The organism is Blautia sp. MSK.20.85, from assembly GCF_013317245.1.
Taxonomy (GTDB): domain Bacteria; phylum Bacillota; class Clostridia; order Lachnospirales; family Lachnospiraceae; genus Blautia_A.
On sequence record NZ_JAAIUN010000005.1, the window covers coordinates 138,582 to 157,081 of the forward strand.

14 protein-coding genes are annotated in these 18,500 nt (G+C 44.4%); 2 read left to right on the forward strand and 12 right to left on the reverse strand.

Annotation, left to right across the window (positions count from 1 at the left end):
• Positions 1-178: 178 nt before the first annotated feature.
• Complete coding sequence (ptsP, locus tag G5B12_RS04545) at positions 179-1,795, reverse strand: phosphoenolpyruvate--protein phosphotransferase (RefSeq protein ID WP_021977290.1); 1,617 nt, start codon at positions 1,793-1,795, stop codon at positions 179-181.
• A 397-nt stretch (positions 1,796-2,192) separates the two neighbouring features.
• On the opposite strand from ptsP, the gene G5B12_RS18245 reads away from it, so the two are divergent.
• Positions 2,193-2,339: an ATP-binding protein gene (locus tag G5B12_RS18245; protein ID WP_278278392.1), complete on the forward strand. Its 147-nt coding sequence runs from the start codon at positions 2,193-2,195 to the stop codon at positions 2,337-2,339.
• Between the two features lie 113 nt (positions 2,340-2,452).
• On the opposite strand, the gene G5B12_RS04555 is transcribed toward G5B12_RS18245, so the two are convergent.
• From G5B12_RS04555 to G5B12_RS04570, 4 genes are read right to left on the reverse strand one after another with little or no spacing between them, the layout of a single operon-like run.
• On the reverse strand, positions 2,453-3,715 hold the full coding sequence (locus G5B12_RS04555) for an ABC transporter permease (protein ID WP_021977289.1): 1,263 nt from the start codon (positions 3,713-3,715) through the stop codon (positions 2,453-2,455).
• 17 nt (positions 3,716-3,732) lie between these two features.
• Positions 3,733-5,799, reverse strand: coding sequence for a hypothetical protein (locus tag G5B12_RS04560; RefSeq protein WP_174087817.1), 2,067 nt, complete (start codon positions 5,797-5,799; stop codon positions 3,733-3,735).
• Between the two features lie 4 nt (positions 5,800-5,803).
• Positions 5,804-6,475: an ABC transporter ATP-binding protein gene (locus G5B12_RS04565; protein ID WP_118063498.1), complete on the reverse strand. Its 672-nt coding sequence runs from the start codon at positions 6,473-6,475 to the stop codon at positions 5,804-5,806.
• On the reverse strand, positions 6,472-7,920 hold the full coding sequence (locus G5B12_RS04570) for an efflux RND transporter periplasmic adaptor subunit (protein ID WP_021977286.1): 1,449 nt from the start codon (positions 7,918-7,920) through the stop codon (positions 6,472-6,474). Before G5B12_RS04570 ends, G5B12_RS04565 begins: the two co-directional genes overlap by 4 nt.
• Positions 7,921-8,138: 218 nt before the next feature.
• On the opposite strand from G5B12_RS04570, the gene G5B12_RS04575 reads away from it, so the two are divergent.
• Positions 8,139-9,389, forward strand: coding sequence for a hypothetical protein (locus G5B12_RS04575; protein ID WP_021977285.1), 1,251 nt, complete (start codon positions 8,139-8,141; stop codon positions 9,387-9,389).
• Positions 9,390-9,503: 114 nt separating this feature from the next.
• Here G5B12_RS04575 and G5B12_RS04580 read toward each other — a convergent pair whose 3' ends face one another.
• The 7 genes from G5B12_RS04580 to G5B12_RS04610 all read right to left on the reverse strand — a co-directional run bounded on the left by G5B12_RS04580 (position 9,504) and on the right by G5B12_RS04610 (position 18,469).
• The gene (locus tag G5B12_RS04580; protein WP_021977284.1) at positions 9,504-10,259 is read right to left on the reverse strand and encodes a TSUP family transporter; all 756 of its coding nucleotides are present in this window, start codon (positions 10,257-10,259) and stop codon (positions 9,504-9,506) included.
• Between the two features lie 5 nt (positions 10,260-10,264).
• On the reverse strand, positions 10,265-12,067 hold the full coding sequence (gene aspS, locus G5B12_RS04585; protein ID WP_021977283.1) for an aspartate--tRNA ligase: 1,803 nt from the start codon (positions 12,065-12,067) through the stop codon (positions 10,265-10,267).
• 75 nt (positions 12,068-12,142) lie between these two features.
• Positions 12,143-13,396: a histidine--tRNA ligase gene (gene hisS, locus G5B12_RS04590; RefSeq protein WP_174087818.1), complete on the reverse strand. Its 1,254-nt coding sequence runs from the start codon at positions 13,394-13,396 to the stop codon at positions 12,143-12,145.
• Positions 13,329-13,964: an HD-GYP domain-containing protein gene (locus tag G5B12_RS04595; protein WP_255493875.1), complete on the reverse strand. Its 636-nt coding sequence runs from the start codon at positions 13,962-13,964 to the stop codon at positions 13,329-13,331. The genes hisS and G5B12_RS04595 overlap by 68 nt, the downstream gene beginning before the upstream one ends.
• A 21-nt stretch (positions 13,965-13,985) precedes the next feature.
• The gene (gene hemZ, locus G5B12_RS04600) at positions 13,986-15,539 is read right to left on the reverse strand and encodes a coproporphyrinogen dehydrogenase HemZ (protein ID WP_174087819.1); all 1,554 of its coding nucleotides are present in this window, start codon (positions 15,537-15,539) and stop codon (positions 13,986-13,988) included.
• The gene (locus G5B12_RS04605) at positions 15,487-16,116 is read right to left on the reverse strand and encodes an MBL fold metallo-hydrolase (RefSeq protein WP_021977280.1); all 630 of its coding nucleotides are present in this window, start codon (positions 16,114-16,116) and stop codon (positions 15,487-15,489) included. The genes hemZ and G5B12_RS04605 overlap by 53 nt, the downstream gene beginning before the upstream one ends.
• A gap of 22 nt (positions 16,117-16,138) precedes the next feature.
• Positions 16,139-18,469 carry a RelA/SpoT family protein gene (locus G5B12_RS04610; protein ID WP_021977279.1) on the reverse strand — a complete coding sequence of 777 codons (2,331 nt, stop codon included), beginning with the start codon at positions 18,467-18,469 and terminating at the stop codon, positions 16,139-16,141.
• Positions 18,470-18,500 lie beyond the last annotated feature (31 nt).

Here is an 18,500-nt window from a genome sequence, read left to right on the forward strand (position 1 = left end):
TTCATCCTCAATTGCCACGCAATGTTACAGCGCTATTATTTTCGACTATTTATGCCTTATTTCGAACAAATTATGCCTTTTACTTTTTTAATGCACTATAAAAAAGCAGACGAAATTTTTTTTATAAAAAACTGCCACTTTTAACCAAAGTGACAGCTTTTTTTGCAACAATAATATTCTATTCCATCTCTCTTACGATCTTTCTGACCGGAAGAACAAAGGTCGGAGATACGGACAGTTCATCCAGCCCCATCTCCACGAATCTTTCAGTAAGTGTGGTGTCTGCTCCAAGCTCACCGCAGATTCCTGCCCAGATACCTTCTTTATGTGCATTGTCCACAACCATCTGAATCATACGGAGGACAGCCTCATGATGAGAATCATAAATGTTGTCCAGTTTTGCGTTCTGACGGTCGATTGCCAGAGTGTACTGAGTCAGGTCGTTAGTTCCGATACTGAAGAAATCAACTTCTTTTGCAAGAAGGTCACTGATCATAACAGCAGCCGGTGTCTCGATCATGATACCCTGCTCCACATCATCACGGAACGGGATACCCTGCTCCGTAAGCTCTGCTTTCACTTCTGCTACGATCGCTTTGATCTGTTTTACTTCTGTTACGGAGATGATCATCGGATACATGATGGAAATATTTCCGAACATGCTTGCACGGAAAAGTGCACGCAGCTGTGTCTTGAATACTTCCGGACGGTCCAGGCAGATACGGATCGCACGATATCCCATAGCCGGGTTCTCCTCATGTGCCATATTGAAATAATCGATCTGCTTGTCTGCTCCGATATCAAGGGTACGGATGATGACTTTCTTACCGGCCATGTTCTGTGCTACTGTCTTATAAACCTGGAACTGCTCTTCCTCTGTCGGATAATCTTCTTTCTCCAGATATACAAATTCGCTTCGGAAAAGTCCGATACCTTCCGCATCATTGGCAAGTACGTTGGCAACATCGCCGGTACTTCCGATGTTTGCATAAAGATGAAGCTTACGGCCGCTCTTGGTAACAGTCTCTTTTCCTTTCAGTTCTTTGAGCATTGCACGCTGTGCAAGTTCATCTGCACGCAGGTCTTCGTATTTCTTAAGGGTTTCCGCATCCGGATCAACGATCAGATTTCCGCTCTTTCCGTCTACAACTGCCATTTTTCCGTCCATGGACTCGTCGTATTCGATATTGATCAGTGCCGGAATGTTCATAGTTCTTGCAAGAATGGCGGTATGTGAGTTGGAAGAACCTTTTCTTGTAACAAATGCAAGTACTTTGCTCTTATCCATCTGTACGGTCTCACTTGGTGCAAGATCCTCAGCAACTACGATCACCGGTTCAGATGCCTCAAGTTCTCCATCTCCATGGCCGGAAAGTACACGTACCAGACGGTCAGAAATATCCTTCACATCAGCCGCTCTTGCTTTCATATAATCATCGTCCATCTGTGCGAACATTGATGAGAAGTTGTCGCCAGTTGTTGCAACCGCATATTCTGCGTTTACAGACTCTGTGCGGATAATGTTGTGGATGGAATCAAGATAGTCATCATCATCAAGCATCATCTGATGAACTTCAAAGATTGCCGCTCCGGACTCTCCAACCTCCTGAAGAGCCTTGTCATAAAGCTTCTGAAGCTGTGCCACAGCCTGCTCCTTGGCTGCCTCCACACGCTTTACCTCTTCTTCCGGATCCTCCACGTGAACACGTTTTACACTGGTGTCAACCTTCTGGAGGATTGAGATCTTGCCGATTGCAATACCGGAAAATACAGATTTACCTTCCAAAACCTTCATGAAATTATCTCCTTCTGTTTTAATATTTGCCCACTTATGGTGTATTATATCACACTATCCAAAGATTCTGCCATGATTTTTTTATGATCTGGAAAAAACCTGTAAAAATTCCATTTATGCTTTCTTTTTTTGCCATATATACAGCAAAAGTGACAAAATAAACGCTGCCATTCCGCGAAAAACACATTGTACCTGTTCTGCCTGGATGGGTGTCTTCGGAAGTACCAGATACCACTGGAAATTTTTTTTAACTTCTTTCCATTTTTTCGTCCAGAAGCCAAAATCTAACCACTGATCCGGAATCCAGTCTTTTTATGCCTGTACAGCTCAGATCCCGAATAAAAACGGTTCTCTGGGTCTTGTTATCCTCCACCCTCTGGATACACTGGAACATCAGATATTTTCTCAAAGAGCAGCTTTTGGGCTGGGGCTTTCCATTGCAAATGAAATCATTTCTCTCCAGAAGGGAAAGATCACTGTCTCAGAGACTCCCGGAGGCGGCGCCACATTTACAGTAATCCTTCCAGAACAGTCACTTTCTTGAATCCATAAAATATTGAGGCATAAAAATACCGGCCTCCAATCGTCAGATCTTCAGATCTGACTTTTGGAAGCCGGTACATTGCTGTAAAAATGTATGCGTTTTTTTATTTGTATTTACTCACTTCGAAGTGCATCGATAGGATTCAGGTTGGCTGCTTTCACAGATGGAAGAAGTCCGAAGATCAGGCCGATCAGCATGGAAAATACTACAGAACCAATAATGGCTGGTATGCTGATGGCCGTTGGTGCCCCGGACACCTGCGCCACTACTTTTGACAGGATGATACCAAGTACCACTCCTATGATTCCTCCGATACTGGTCAGCACCGAAGCCTCCGTCAGAAACTGCCCGAGAATAATATTTTTTCTTGCTCCAATGGCCTTTTTCAGACCAATCTCACTGGTACGCTCTGTGACAGATACCAGCATGATATTCATAACACCGATACCACCGACAAGAAGGGAGATACTTGCGATCCAGATCAGCTGCTGATTTGTGCTTTCACTGAGTTTCTGCAGATTTTTGACCTTCTCCATGATATCTTCTGCTTTATATTTGAAATTGGATTTATTCTTCTCATTCTGGATTCCTGTATTCAGGACATCTTCTGCCGCTTTTCCCACTGAACTCATATTATCTGTACTGTCCGCACGGACTGTCACATTCTGAGGCTGATCAAACTTAAATGCCACAGGCCAGGTTGTATCCGGGATCATCACACTTCCCATAATAGTCTGAGAATATTCCTCATACTCGGACAATGTATTGATCTTAGGCATATTATCCTCGCTCTGAGTGATCACGCCTACGATGATATAAGGTTCTGCTCCGATCTCGATGGTCTTTCCTACCGGATTTTCACTTCCAAAAATATTCTGCGCAGCATTGGAGTCCACCAGTGCAACCTTTCGATAGCTGTCATAATCCTTCTGCACAAAACCACGTCCGGACTGGACCAAATATCCCATCGTTTTCAGATAACTGTTATCAATACCATATACTGTTCCGCCCTGAAAACTTGTATTCTTATAATAAACACTTGCGGACTGACTGCTGTAGTAAAATGTAGAACTGATCACATGGTCCAGATCTCCAATGGCTGTTTTCTGCGAATCGGAAATGACGGGCGGTGTGGCAGAACTTCCATAGGAGCCATAGTCCATGTCATAAGTGCTGTCTCCGTCATAGAGCAGCACCTGCACAGTATTGTTTCCGGAACCGATCAGGTCTTCCTTTATCTGTTCACTGGTGCCCTTAATCGTAGATACAATTGCAATAATAGATGCAATACCAATAATAATACCAAGCATGGTCAGAAAGGATCTCATCTTATGTGACCATATTCCCTGAAATGCCAGGCGTATATTTTCAAGCATGAAATTTCTCCTTCCTGTTATTCATTATACATATCATCCAATGTTACTTCTTTTGTCTTGGCACCTTCCTGTACCGTATTTCCGTAAGGAAACGCAAGAAGATCATCCGACTTCAGACCTGAAGTTACAATGGCATAGTATCCGCTGTTTACGATACTGCCCACAGTAACCTGCTGTTTTTTCAGAGTTCCTTTTACATCTTTATAAACATAACTGGTTCCATTTTCTGTGCGGATAAAGGCCTTCATCACAACCAGGCTGCCTTTGGACAGTTTATTTGATTTCAGAGATATTGTCACATAATCCTGATCTGTAAACTGAAGCGACTGATCAGTGATCTCTGCATTAAAGGTATAGTAAGATACATTGGGATTGGAATCTCCTCCATAATAAAAATTATTGGAAGAATCCACCGGATAGTCTGAAACATTTAATACCTTTGCCTCAAAACTGCCGGAATCATAACTGGTACACTGGAGAAGAGTCCCCTCTTTCATCTGATCCCGCATCAGCTCACTGACTGTTCCGGTAACATAGAAACCATCTTTGCTCTTTACCTTCAAAAAAGCATCTCCATTATAGGAACCGGTTGCTTCATCTCCAATATAGGCAACGGTTCCATCCAGCTTGCTTGTCACAAGTTTATTTTTTACTTTATTTTCCAGTTTGGTGATATTCAGATTACTCTCTTCAATATCCAGTTTCAGGCTTGAAACCTTATTTTTCTGGATCTTGATGGCATCTTCTCTGGTCATGGTCGTACTGTCCGTACTGTCATCTCCGTCACCACTGTCATCCGGAATTTCATCGTCATCACCAGTATCATCGTACTTCATTGCATCATCCAAAGTAAATTCTGTCTCTGCATACATATAAACAGGATTTTCCAGAAGACTTCCATCGATCAGATAATATCCTGTACAGGAAAGTTTTCTGTCTTCAAAATCCGCAATGGTATCATTCTCATGAAATTCCAGCTGAAACCAGCTGCCACCTTTCTGAACTACTTTTGTTCCGTCTTCACTGTATCCTGCCATCCGGTTAAAAAATGAACCCATGACAGTAACCTTGCCTTTTGCACTGCTCACCAGAAAAACATACGGATCATCTTCTGTTCCGGTTCCTGTAAATGGCTGAGATGTATAATCCAGTTTCTGATAAAACTGCGGTTCTCCATCTGTGATTCCCGGAATTTCTTCTTCTGTTGCATTCGGATCAGGAAGTTCATTCGGCCCCAGTGTCGGTGTCGGCGTAGGTGATACGGAAGGTGTACTGTCATCTCCTGCATTCAGATCCGGCGTTTCACCATCTGTAATATCATCTACCGCAGGATCCTGATAAGACGGATCCATGATAAGACCATCATCAGAAGAATCCTCATCTTCATCCAGCTGCTCACCGTCTGAAGTTTCCCCTGCTGCTGCCTCTTCCCCATCAATGACATCTGCTTCCTGAGACTCTTCTGATGCGGAAGCTGTATCTGTAAACGCACTGAGAAGCAACGGCTGAGATGCCGACGCAAGATAACTTCCATCTACTGCAGTTCCCAGAGAACCGGTTGTGGACTGCATCTCATCATCACCGCTTCCATCAGAAGGAATATCCGTGCTTGTCATATTACTGTCACCGGTATTTCCATCTGTAGAATTCAGCTCTGTATCATCTGTGCTGTCCGTACTGTCCTCAATAGGTCCTCCGTTCTGAAGACTTGTCAGACGGTTCTGGGCTTTTGTAAGATCCTGTTCCTGTTTCTGCAGTTTCAGCTTTGCAATATTCAGTTCCATCTCTACAAGCGTCATATCAAAGGAGATCAGATTGTCTCCTTTTTTTACATCATCACCCTGAGAAACGTAAATCTTCTCAATGATCATATCTTTATCCATATTTACATTCTGCGCAACATTTGTGGTGATGGTTCCATCCAGCGTTGTTTCCGAATACCAGTCTGTCATAAGGTTGCTGACACTTGTTACCGGTACTTCTGTCACCTTGGATTCTTTTACATGCATAAGACCTGTATAAATACCAGCTGATGCCAGTGCTGCGATCAATACACCGACAATTATTCTCTTCACCACTTTCATGTTATCACCTCTTTTCCTGCAGCTCACCATCACGGATCATAACAACTCTCTTGGCGTGTGCCGCAATTTCCGGATCATGCGTGATCATCAGTACAGATACTCCCTCATCATTCAGCTTCTGAAAAAGTTCCATGACCTGTGCTCCGGATTTTGTATCCAATGCTCCCGTAGGTTCGTCTGCAAGCAAAAGTTTGGGATTGTTTACAATCGCCCTTGCAATGGCAACTCGCTGCATCTGACCACCGGAAAGCTGATTCGGCTTAAAATTAACCCTGTCAGCAAGTCCTACACGCTCCAGCGCTTTCAAAGCACGTTCCCTGCGTTCTTTCTTTGGGACTTTTGCATAATTCAGAGGCAGCTCAACATTTGTCAGCGCACTCTGTCTTGGAAGCAAGTGAAAACTCTGGAACACAAAGCCTATGGTTTTCAAACGAAGATCTGACATTTCATTCTCCGTGCACTTTGCAATATCCTCTCCATTCAGGAGAAAAGTTCCTTTCGTAGGTTTATCCAGACAGCCGATAATATTCATCAGTGTGGTTTTTCCAGAACCGGATGGTCCCATGATTGCTACATATTCACCCTCTTCCATCGAAAAATTCACATCTTTCAATACTGGAACTGTCATTTTCCCCTGCTGGTAATCTTTATATATTCCCTTTAAATCCAAAATCATTCCGTCGGTGCTCCTTCCATTGGAACGAGGTCATCTTCCGGAGAAAGCCCTTCCGTTGTGCTCATATCTCCATCCAGACCGCTGTCTTCGACCATATCAGGTTCTGATCCATCGCTTTCCATATCGCTGTAATCTTCATCAGAAACATCCTGGGAATCTTCATCAGAAGTATCCCACATAGCCGCAGTTGTCTGATCAGCGGTTCCCTCTACAACAGACATTCCCTCTTTAAGTTCCTCTGTCGGGAATGCGATCCTGTCTTTCTCTGTAAGCCCGTCCGCAATCTCGTATTCCGCTAGATTTTCATCATACTGTCCAAGTACAACATCTCTCTTTTCCAGTTTGTTCCCACTGCCTGCAACCCATACATAAGGGCTATCTGTATCCGCATCCACAATAAAGTAATCATTCAGCCAGATACCTGCTTTATTATCATCCTGTCCCTCATCCGGTTCAATATAAACATGCTGTCCAAGCATCAGACCATCCGAAGAATCCAGATTCACATAAAACGGATATGTACTGGAGGAAGTCTGATCATCACCAGTACTGGACATTCCAAACATTGCAGCATCTGAGCTGCTGTTAGTAGCCGAATTATCCATATCAACGGACCCCATTGTCCCTTTCCAGGTTTTTGATGCGTCTACCCTGGAGCGGATGATCACTGGCGTTCCCTCTATGATCGAATCCCGGTTTACTTCATTTACCGTTCCCTTTACACGGTAAGCCCCTGTACTCAGGATCGTAATAAATGCATTGCTGGAACTATCTCCAGAGCCTGAGTCCGATGAATCCGCAGTTCCTTCCGTCAAAGTATCATCTACCCCATCAGAACTGTCGCCCCCCATCTTGGAAGTATCGATCTTCTGGACTACACCATCAATTTCACTTCGCACCTCAGTATTCTGCGTTGCCTGGGAAAGCTTTTCGATTTCTGCCTGTTTACTCTTCTGATCATACTCATTCTTCTTGAGATTCATTTTCTGAGTTTCGATCTCTATTGTATAAGAAAGCTGGTTATCAGCTGTAGCTTTCTTTTTCTCAGCTTCCAGAGTCGTAATCTGATCCGAAATGCTTAAAGCTTCGTTTTTCAGCCGGTCCAGTGCCAGCTGTGCTTCCTGCAGACTCTGCTGGATACTTCCCAGATCATACTGAAAAAGGAGCTGACCCTTTTTCACTTCTTCACCGGTCTTTACCTGTACTTCTTTTACTTTTCGCCCGCTCTCGATCTTTACCTGCACAGTTTCCTGCGGTTCCACCACGCCTGCATAACGATTCTCCACACCGGAATCCATTTCTGAAAGCTTGCTTATCTTCGTTACATATACGGTATCACTGCCGCTTACAGTCCCCATATGATGACTGTAGTAATACCAGCCACCTGCTCCAATACCGGCTGCCAGTATAATAATTCCCAGGGCAATTAAAATACGTTTTTTCATATATTTCCTCTTTTCTCAGCATTATGCCGAAACTACAAGTTGCTTCAAACATCATAGCAGATTAAAGAGAAAAAGAAAAGTCTTTGAGGAAAACGATGCAAATTTCACAAATTTTTCACCATTTTTTTATAAAAATAGTATAGTTTTATGCGATTTTTGACTTTTGAGGCGATATCTGATAAAATAAGATGTAAATTTTTTTGAAAGGAAAGAACGATATGAAGACAGTGAAATATCTGCTGGCTTTCTTCTTTGTTTTTCTGGCAGTCTCCATAACCGGCTGTTCCCACCTGGCAAAAACATCTGCGGAGAAAGCGATCAAAAAGGATCTGGATCTTCTTAAAAATCTGGATTCCGAAACGACCATGAAATACATATCGTATCAGGAACTGTTTCCAGATTCTGATGATAATACGGAACTTTCTGATGATATAAAAGAAGTCTTTTCCCTCTTCTTCCAGAATTTTGATTACAAAATACTGGATATATCCATTGACCAGGATCAGGAAACTGCTTCTGCACACCTGCGGCTTACCACTCTGGATTCCCAGGCGCTTGCGAAAGATTTCATTACCCAGAGCCTTAAAGATGAAATCTTAAAAGCCGCTTCCAGTGAAAAAAGCACAGATAATGATGGGAATTCTCTGGAGCAGCGTTATCTGCATCTCCACAAACTCCTAAAAAAAGGTTCCTATAAAACCATAGACCGAAATGCTTCCATTCAGCTGATCAATCATGGTTCCTCTTCCGAACCGGACTGGGATATCACACACAGTTCTTCTCTGGAAAATGACCTGGTTGGAGGTCTGATCACCTATTTATCCGATCCGGATCTTGTCCCAGCTGATGAAACCCTGGCAATTTATCTGAAAACCCTGCAGGAAATGGATGTTCAGCAGATGTCCAATTACCTTGGTCTGGACTCCATCCTGAACACTTCAGACCCAGCAAAAAATGCCATTGCATCCGCACTTATGGAACAGTTTCACTCCTGTTTTAACTATAAAATAACAGACAGTTCCATCTCGGGCTATCTTGCTCAGGTCAGTGCACAGCTGACTACTTTTGACAGTGATTCGATTCTCTCTCAATATGAAAAAGAACTAAATACCTATCTTGGTTCCGCTGATGCAGTGATTGACGGCTCTCAGAAAAGATATGACAAATCTCACGAACTTCTTCTTGACAGTATCAAGAACAACGAATCAACCATAACTGCCAACGCTGTTTTTCACCTGATAAATGACGGCGCTTCCTGGAAACTCGAAGATGCCGGAACCGAACTTGGCAATGCTATTTTTGGAACACTTACCGCATCTCCTGTCCCTGAAGATATGACAGAGGATATTTCTGACGATCAGGGCACCGGAAACGAAGAGGTCTCTGATGAAGACAATAATTCCGGTGACAATGAAACGGAAACAGAAGAAGTCGATGATAATGTCGATGATTCCGACAGTGACGAATAAAATTAATCCGGCAGATGTTCGCAACTATACAGGGGACTTCGCTGATCCAGTAAAAAACTCCCATTTGAATTTCCTGGTCATACAGACTGAAACGGAAAACAAATGAGAGTTTTTTTATACTCCGGATATGATTTTTATAAAAAGCAGTGCAAGTACTATAAGAATAATAGGCCGGATGATCCGGCTTCCGTTTTTCATAACCATGCCTGCCCCTGTATAATGTCCTGCAATAGAAAATACAGATGCTGCAATTCCAAGCATGATCACGATCTTTCCGCTGAGCAGAAATACCACAAGAGCCGCTACATTGGAAGAAAGGTTGGTAACCTTCATGGTACCGGACGCTTTTGCCACACTCATTTTTCCAAGTCCTGTATACAGAAGCAGGAGAAAGGTTCCTGTCCCGGGGCCATAAAAACCATCATAGCAGCCCACAGCAAGAGAACACAGGGCACAGATCAGAATCTGTTTCTTTCTGGCGATCTCTCCGCCTTTTTCATCCATATTCTTCTTACGCAATACATAAAAAGCAACTACCGGAAGTACCGGGATCAGCATATAACGCAAGATTTTATCACTGGCAACAAGTGCTACATGTGCTCCCATTGTTGATCCCAGAAGCGCCATCGGGATACACGGGAGTACCAGAATCCAGTCTACAAATTTATTCTTACACAGACGTACCGTAGAGATCAGAGTTCCCGTTGCTGATGACAGTTTGTTAGTAGCAACGGCATTATGTATGGGAACTCCGGCCAAAAGATAAGCAGGCAGGGAGATCAAGCCTCCCCCGCCTGCTACAGCATCTACAAATCCGGCAAGAAATACAAGTGGACAAACGATCAGAAATGTATAGATTGTCGGCTGCATGATTTTTATTCTTCCTCTTCTTCCTTCGCAGGCTCAAGATCAAGTCCCAGCTCGTGAAGCTGTGCCTCACTTACCTGACTTGGTGACTGAGTCATCAGACAGGAAGCATCCTTAACCTTCGGGAATGCGATAACATCACGGATGGTATCTGCTTTTGCCATAAGCATAACAAGTCTGTCAAGACCGTATGCCAGTCCTGCGTGAGGCGGAACTCCGTATTTGAAGGCATCCAGAAGGAAGCCGAACTGCTCATGTGCAGCTTCTTTTGTGAAGCCAAGTGCCTCAAACATTCTCTCCTGAATATCATCCTGATGGATACGTACACTACCGCCACCGATCTCATTTCCGTTAAGAACGATGTCGTATGCTTTTGCACGGACCTTTCCCGGATCTGTGTCAAGAAGCGGCAGATCCTCTTCCATAAGCATAGTGAACGGATGGTGCATCGCTGTGAAACGGTTCTCCTCCTCGCTCCACTCAAGAAGCGGGAACTCTGTTACCCATACAAAACGGTACTCGTTCTTGTCAAGAAGATCCATCTGTTTTGCAAGCTCAAGACGAAGGGCACCAAGTACATCGTATACCAGTTTTGTCTTGTCTGCTGCGAAAAGGAGCAGGTCTCCCGGCTTACCGTCCATGGCTTTTACAAGGGCATCCATTTCCTCATCCTTCATAAATTTGGCAAAGGACGATTTTCTGGTTCCGTCCTCTGCGATGGCAATGTATGCAAGACCCTTTGCACCATAACCTTTTACGAACTCAACAAGTTTGTCAATCTTCTTTCTCGGCATTGCACCCTGGCCTTCTGCGTTGATACCACGAACGCTTCCGCCGTTCTCAAGAGCACCTGTGAATACACCGAAACCGCAGTCTTTTACGATATCGCTGACATCATGAAGCTCCATGCCGAAACGCATATCCGGCTTATCAGAACCGAAACGGTCCATAGCTTCCTGCCAGGTAATTCTCTGGATCGGAAGTTTTACATCGATGTCCAGAACTTCTTTGAACAGGAATGCAAGATATCTCTCATTAACATCGATAACATCGTCTACGTCTACGAAAGAAAGCTCCATATCGATCTGTGTGAACTCCGGCTGACGGTCAGCACGAAGGTCCTCATCACGGAAACATCTTGCGATCTGGATATAACGGTCAAATCCGGAGCACATCAGAAGCTGTTTGTACAGCTGCGGAGACTGTGGAAGTCCGTAGAAGCTTCCCGGATGAACACGGGATGGTACCAGGTAGTCTCTGGCTCCCTCAGGAGTACTCTTTCCAAGCATCGGTGTCTCGATCTCAAGAAATCCCTCGTTTGTGAAGAACTGTCTTGTAAGCTGAGCAACCTTGCTCTTCATCATGATGTTTCTCTGAAGATCCGGTCTTCTTAAGTCAAGATAACGGTATTTCAGACGGATCTCATCTTTTGTCTTGCTATTCTCCTCGATCGGGAATGGCGGTACATCTGCCTCAGCAAGAACACGGAGGGATTTTACGCGAAGCTCGATCTCGCCTGTTGCAAGATTCTCGTTTACAGCTCCTCCACGTTTTTCTACAGTACCGGTTACGGCAATGACAAACTCGCTACGGAGCTTGCCAGCTTTTGTAAAGCCTTCCTCGTCAATGCTGCCATTCTCAAAAATCAGCTGCATGATTCCGGAACGATCACGAAGGTCTACAAATACAAGACCTCCTTTATTTCTGGCTTTTGCCACCCATCCCATTAATGTTACTTCTTTTCCGACCATCTCTGTGGTCACTTCTGCACATCGGCAGGTTCTGTGCAGTCCCTGCATGCTTTCAGCCATCTCTTTATCCTCCTCAGACTACTCTGATCGCAGTCTTTTTATTTTACTCTGATATCTTTGTTCATCAACAGATATTTAGTCTCTGTTGAAAAATTCTACAAACTCTGTATAACCATCTGCTGCCAGCTGGTCTTTCTGGAACTTTTTGTTCTTCTTCATAATAGAGATATTGATCTGTGTACCGGCACTTCTCTCCTCTGTTGCCTGTTTCAGGATGTTCAGAAGCTTGTCCGCCGGCATATTCTTCTCGATCAGATATGCTTTCTTTCCATTCTTGGTTGGGATCTCATAGCCTCTCTCAAGAAGCAGCATGACGATTCTCTCAAATCCGATGGAGAAACCGCAGGCACAGGTATTATTTCCTGTAAATTTACCGATCATCTCATCATAACGTCCGCCACCGCCGACACTTCCGCCGAACTCGTCCATGGAGATCTCGAAGATCGGGCCTGTGTAATAGGACATTCCACGTACCAGTGTCGGGTCAAAGGACATCTTGAAATCTGCAGTTTTTACAGATTCTACCGTATTGATAATGGTCTCAAGGTCCTCGGCGATACCTGCCTCCAGAACATCGGAAAGTTTCTCTTTAATATAACGGACACCCTCAACATCGTTGGTGATCTCACGGAAAAGTCCCAGATAAGTGTCAATGCTCTCTTTTGCAAATCCCTCTTTCTCAAGCTCCTCAGCAACACCCTCAATGCCGATCTTATCCATCTTGTCCAGGATGATAAATACAGTGTCAAAGCTCTCTGCCGGGAATCCGCTGTACTGAGCCATTGCCTTCAGGATTCTTCTGTCATTGATACGGATGGTAAAGTTGTGGAAATCCAGTTTTCCGAGAAGTGTTGTTGTTGCAAGTACAAGCTCAATTTCAGCCAGGTAAGTCGGCTCACCCAGGATATCGATATCACACTGCATAAACTGACGGAAACGACCTCTCTGCGGACGGTCAGCTCTCCATACATTTCCCATCTGAAGTGCCTTAAACGGAGCCGGAAGCTCATTGACATTATTGGAATAATACCTGGAAAGCGGTACAGTCAGGTCATAGCGGAGACCGGAATCTGTCAGATCGTTCTCTGTTTTTGCAGTATCCAGTTTCAGTTTTTCACCTCTCTTCATGATCTTGAAGATCAGTTTCTCGTTTTCGCCGCCCTGCTTGCTGCAGAGATTCTCAATATGTTCTACACAGGGAGTCTCGATCGCGGAAAAACCAAAGGTTCCGTACGTCTCTCTGATCATATTCATCACATAGTTACGGATTGCCATTTCCTTCGGTAAAATGTCCTTCATTCCTGTAACCGGTTTCTTTTTTAATGCCATAGTTTCCTCCTTTATGAATCACCCTCTGAAATGCAAGAAACACCTGCATGTCAAAGTTTTTAATCTCATCGATCATCAGTCTTAAAACTTCATCTTTTTCCAGAGCTTTCCGATATGGTCTGTCCATACTCAAAGCCGCATATACATCACATACTCTCAGTATCCTTGCACCCATAGGAATATCCTTTCCGCTTCTGTTGCTGGGATATCCGCTGCCGTCAAAATTCTCATGATGGTAAAGAATACTTTCCAGAACATAATCGGAATATCCCTGGTCCTTCAGGATCTCATAACCTAATGTGGAGTGCATGCGGACATATTTCAGTTCTTCAATGACCATCGGATTCTGCTCCTGGCCATTAATGTATCCTTCCAGCTTCAGCTTGCCGATATCATGGAGCATTCCGGCAATGGCCAGCTGATAACATTCTTCCTCACCAAGACCAAGCTCCTTTGCCACATCATAGGCAAGATTGCTGACAACAACTCCATGTTTCAGTTCTGCGGAAAGATCCATTTCCAGAATCCGATCCTGCGTAGTTTCATTTATCTTCTGTACGCTTTTCAAGGATCTGTCTCTCCTTTCCGTCTACAGCCATTTTTCAATGCCTGTGCGTTTTCTCTCGATCATCTCATCAATACGTGCGATATAATTGGTAACATCCTTTACATTCTCCACACGCTCGATCCGCTGTCCGTGATCAAACACAAGCTTGGAGGAACCACCTGCACCCAGTGCGATGATCGGCTGCTTTTCCTCCATAATCAGTATATTGTAAATCCCCGCTTTGTCAACCTCAGAATAACCGACATTCTCGAAATTTCCCTTCATATTCTTCTGCCTGTACAGATAATAAGGACCCATTCCCATCTCGTAGGCAGTTTTCATGGTAAGGTTCATGATTTCCTGATTATTTTCGAAAGTCATCTCCTGGTATTTGTCGCGGAAGATATTCAGTCTTGCCGCACGCTTCACAGCAAGAGAATGTACAGTCAGGCTGTCCGGCCCGAGAGCTTTTACCTCGTCCAGTGTATGCTGCACTTTCGTGATATCCTCACCTGGAAGGCCTACGATCAGATCCATATTGATGTTGTCAAACCCGGCTTCTCTTGCCAGATGGAACGCATTTTTGGTCTGCTCTACCGTATGACGTCTGCCGATGATATCCAGGGTCTCCTGATTCATGGTCTGCGGATTTACGGAAATTCTGGTAACCGGAAATTCCCGGATCGCCTGAAGTTTTTCCAGAGTGATACTATCCGGTCTTCCTGCCTCAACTGTAAATTCCTCCAGTTCCTCACAGGGAAAATATTCCGTGATTGCGCCAAGAAGTCTCCGAAGCTGATCCGGTTCCAGAGTGGTAGGTGTTCCACCGCCAATATAAACCGTATCCAGTTTCCGATTTTTCATCATCTGGGAAACAGCCTGGATTTCTTTGATCAGTGCATCCAGATAATCTTCTACATATTTACGCCATTTTTCCAGTGGATAGGAACTGAAAGAACAGTACAGACAGATACTTGGACAGAAAGGAATTCCCACATAAAGGCTGTAACCGTTCTCATAATCGATATTTTTCAGGATATCCCGCTCACGGTTGGCAATGGTAACTGCAAGGGCTGTTTTTTCCGGGCTTACCAGATACTGTTCTCTCATATATCTGGCGATCTCTGTATTCTTCATTCCGGATTCCAGCATACCCATCGCCATTTTTACAGGACGGATACCCGTAAGATTTCCCCATGGAAGTGTCTTTCCTGTAGCTTTGGAAAGCATCTGATAAAGGGCATATTTGATAGCGTCTTTATTTTTTCTGCGGGTATCATGGGCATCATCGCAAGAAATAAGGGCATCCGAAGCTTCTCCACTGGATTGCCCTTCCATCACAGCCCCGTGAGCTGTCTTTTTCTCTATTCCGTTATCGTAACTGATGGTATAACCTTCTTCATCACGGGAAACCCGGAAGCGGATATCATAATCCGCATCATCCTCCTCATAAAGAGAAGTGATCTCATTTCCGGGATAAAACGCTTTGATCAGCTCATACACATCATGTTCAAAATCTCTGTTCTGAAACAAAATGCCAATCTTATACAAATGGATTATACCTCTTTTCGTAACCAATGGTTGTGGATGTGTCATGTCCCGGAAATACCTCTGTATCTTCCGGCAATGCGTCCACAAGCTTATGAAGACTCCTTACGATCTCCGCAGAACTTCCGCCCGGAAAATCGGTTCTTCCAACAGAGCCACAGAACAATGTATCTCCGCTGAAAAGTACGCCCTCATCCTCAATATAGTAGCAGCAGCTTCCCTTGGTGTGTCCCGGTGTATGGAACATCTGGATGGAAAATCCGGCTGCTTCAAAAATCTGACCGTCATCCAGAAGAACATCCGGCTTAATGGAACAGGATCTTCCATAAACAGCAGTCATATTTACTGTGGGCTCAGCCAGCATTGCTTCTTCCTGTCTGCAGGCATAAACCGGGATCTGATATTTTTCCTTCACTTCCTTCACAGCCATGATATGATCAAAATGGCCATGGGTCAGAAGGATTCCCACCGGTTTTCCCTGCATAAGAGCTACTTTCTGAAAAACCTTCTCCGCATAGTCTCCCGGATCTACAATCAGCAGCTCTCCGGTCTTCTTATTCTTCAGAAAATAGCAATTGGTAAACACCTGCCCCAGCACGCACTGCTGCATTTCAAGCTTACTCATAAAATTTCCTCCGTTTATCGGGTCAGCCCGTTGTTCTTTCTACGTCAAGAACACTTTCAACCTGACGGATCTTCTCGATCAGGGAATTCAGTTCCTGTTTACTGCATACATTAAAGGACATGGAGATCGTCGCACGTTCCTGCTTGTTGGTACGGCTGTTGATGGAACGAAGATCGATCTTCCGCTCTGTAAAGATCTTGGAAATATCTACCAGAAGTCCGGTACGGTTGTTTGCGTAAACCTGGATCTCTGCTTCGTATTTCTCAGAATCTGCCTTATCCGGCATCTGCCACTCTGCCTCAATGAGACGTTTCCTGTCGATCTCCGGCATATTGAGGACATTCACACAATCCGTACGATGAATGGTGATTCCTCGTCCTCTTGTAACAAAGCCCACGATCTCATCTCCGGGAATTGGACTGCAACATTTGGAAAAGCGGACTGCCACATCGTGGATACCTTTTACCACAATGCCGCTCTTGCTCTTGGCAATGTGCAGCTTCTCCTGTGACTCGGAAGCAGCTTCCAGAACCTGCTCATCTGTAAGATTCTTCTTGTGCTCCCGCTCATAGGCTTCTACCAGTTTATTGAACACCTGGCCTTCCTTCAGGCCGCCATGTCCGATAGCTGCCAGTACGGAATCCCAGTCACGGAAACCGTATTTATGCATTACGGATTCCATATACTGCGGCTTGGTGTACAGGCCTGGTTTAAATCCTTTGGTCTTGGCATACTGGTTCAGCATGTCTTTACCTTTCAGGATATTATCTTCTTTCAGTTCTTTCTTAAACCACTGGTTGATCTTGTTCTTAGCCTGTGTACTCTTTACAATCTTCAGCCAGTCACGGCTTGGGCCCTGAGAATTCTGAGATGTGATGATCTCAATACGGTCGCCGTTTTTGATCTTATATTCAATAGGAACCAGTTTACCATTGACTCTGGCACCTACCATCTTATTTCCTACTGCACTGTGCACGCTGTATGCAAAATCGATCGGTGTGGAACCATTGGGGAGAGTTTTGACATCACCCTGAGGCGTGAAACAGTAAACACTGTCTGCAAAAAGATCCAGGTCGTTTTTCAGAAGGCTCATGAACTCCCGGTTATCGGACATGTCTCGCTGCCACTCCAGGATCTGGCGCAGCCAGTTCAGCTTCTCCTCCTCGCTCTTGCCAGGTTTCTTACCATCGGAAGTTTCCTTATATTTCCAGTGGGCTGCAATACCATATTCTGCGGTTTTATGCATTTCGAATGTACGGATCTGGATCTCGAAAGGCTGTCCGTTGGGGCCAATCAGTGTTGTATGCAGAGACTGATACATGTTGGCTTTCGGCATTGCGATATAATCTTTAAATCTACCCGGGATCGGCTTGTACATCTCATGGATAACACCAAGTGCTGCATAACAGTCTTTTACGGTGTCCACAATGATACGCACGGCAAACAGATCATAGATCTGGTCAATGGTCTTGTCCTGGTTGACCATTTTCTTATAAATACTGAAGAAATGTTTCACACGGCCATCCACCTGCGCCTTGATGTTGGCATCTTCCATGTGCTGCTTTACCTGCTTCACAATAGAATTGACAAACGCTTCACGGGCACTTTTACGAAGGGCTACTTTTTCTACAAGGTCATAATAAACATCTGGTTTCAGATATTTAAGTGAAAGATCATCCAGCTCTACCTTGATCTTGGAAATACCAAGACGCATGGCAATGGGAGCATAAATATCCATGGTCTCTCTTGCCTTCTCCTGCTGTTTCTCCGGTCTCATATACTGCAAGGTACGCATATTATGAAGACGGTCTGCAAGTTTGATCAGAATAACGCGGATATCTTTGGCCATTGCAAGGAACATCTTCCTTAAGTTCTCAGCCTGGACCTCTACCTTATCCTTGGAATAGGACAGCTGTCCCAGCTTGGTAACACCATCTACCAGAAGTGCTACCTCAGAACCGAATTCCTTTTCCACTTCTTCATAAGTCATCCAGGTATCTTCTACTGCATCATGAAGAAGACCTGCCACAATGGTCTCCTTATCCAGCTCAAGATCCGCAAGGATGATCGCTACACAGAGAGGATGAATGATATAGGGCTCACCGGATTTACGTTTCTGATCCTTGTGTGCCTCACTAGCCACTTTATAGGCCTTTTCGATCATGGAGATATCTGTAGACGGATGATATTTCTTCACGCTTTTTATCAGCTCCTGATAAAGAACCTCAGGGCTTGTAAAATCATGCATGGATTTTACCGCCGCATCTGCCTTCCGGACAGATTCCATTTTTTCTTTTTCTTCTTCCTTCTGTATTTCAATGTTCTGTTTTTCCGTATTTTTTGTCTCTGCCATTAAATCCCACCTGCCTGTGCACAATTTCATA

Coding starts and splice junctions, on each gene's coding strand:
- ptsP (WP_021977290.1), bottom strand. CDS start 1,795: ATGAAGGTTTTGGAAGGTAAATCTGTATTTTCCGGTATTGCAATCGGC.
- G5B12_RS04555 (WP_021977289.1), bottom strand. CDS start 3,715: ATGCTTGAAAATATACGCCTGGCATTTCAGGGAATATGGTCACATAAG.
- G5B12_RS04560 (WP_174087817.1), bottom strand. CDS start 5,799: ATGAAAGTGGTGAAGAGAATAATTGTCGGTGTATTGATCGCAGCACTG.
- G5B12_RS04565 (WP_118063498.1), bottom strand. CDS start 6,475: ATGATTTTGGATTTAAAGGGAATATATAAAGATTACCAGCAGGGGAAA.
- G5B12_RS04570 (WP_021977286.1), bottom strand. CDS start 7,920: ATGAAAAAACGTATTTTAATTGCCCTGGGAATTATTATACTGGCAGCC.
- G5B12_RS04575 (WP_021977285.1), top strand. CDS start 8,139: ATGAAGACAGTGAAATATCTGCTGGCTTTCTTCTTTGTTTTTCTGGCA.
- G5B12_RS04580 (WP_021977284.1), bottom strand. CDS start 10,259: ATGCAGCCGACAATCTATACATTTCTGATCGTTTGTCCACTTGTATTT.
- aspS (WP_021977283.1), bottom strand. CDS start 12,067: ATGGCTGAAAGCATGCAGGGACTGCACAGAACCTGCCGATGTGCAGAA.
- hisS (WP_174087818.1), bottom strand. CDS start 13,396: ATGGCATTAAAAAAGAAACCGGTTACAGGAATGAAGGACATTTTACCG.
- hemZ (WP_174087819.1), bottom strand. CDS start 15,539: ATGACACATCCACAACCATTGGTTACGAAAAGAGGTATAATCCATTTG.
- G5B12_RS04605 (WP_021977280.1), bottom strand. CDS start 16,116: ATGAGTAAGCTTGAAATGCAGCAGTGCGTGCTGGGGCAGGTGTTTACC.
- G5B12_RS04610 (WP_021977279.1), bottom strand. CDS start 18,469: ATGGCAGAGACAAAAAATACGGAAAAACAGAACATTGAAATACAGAAG.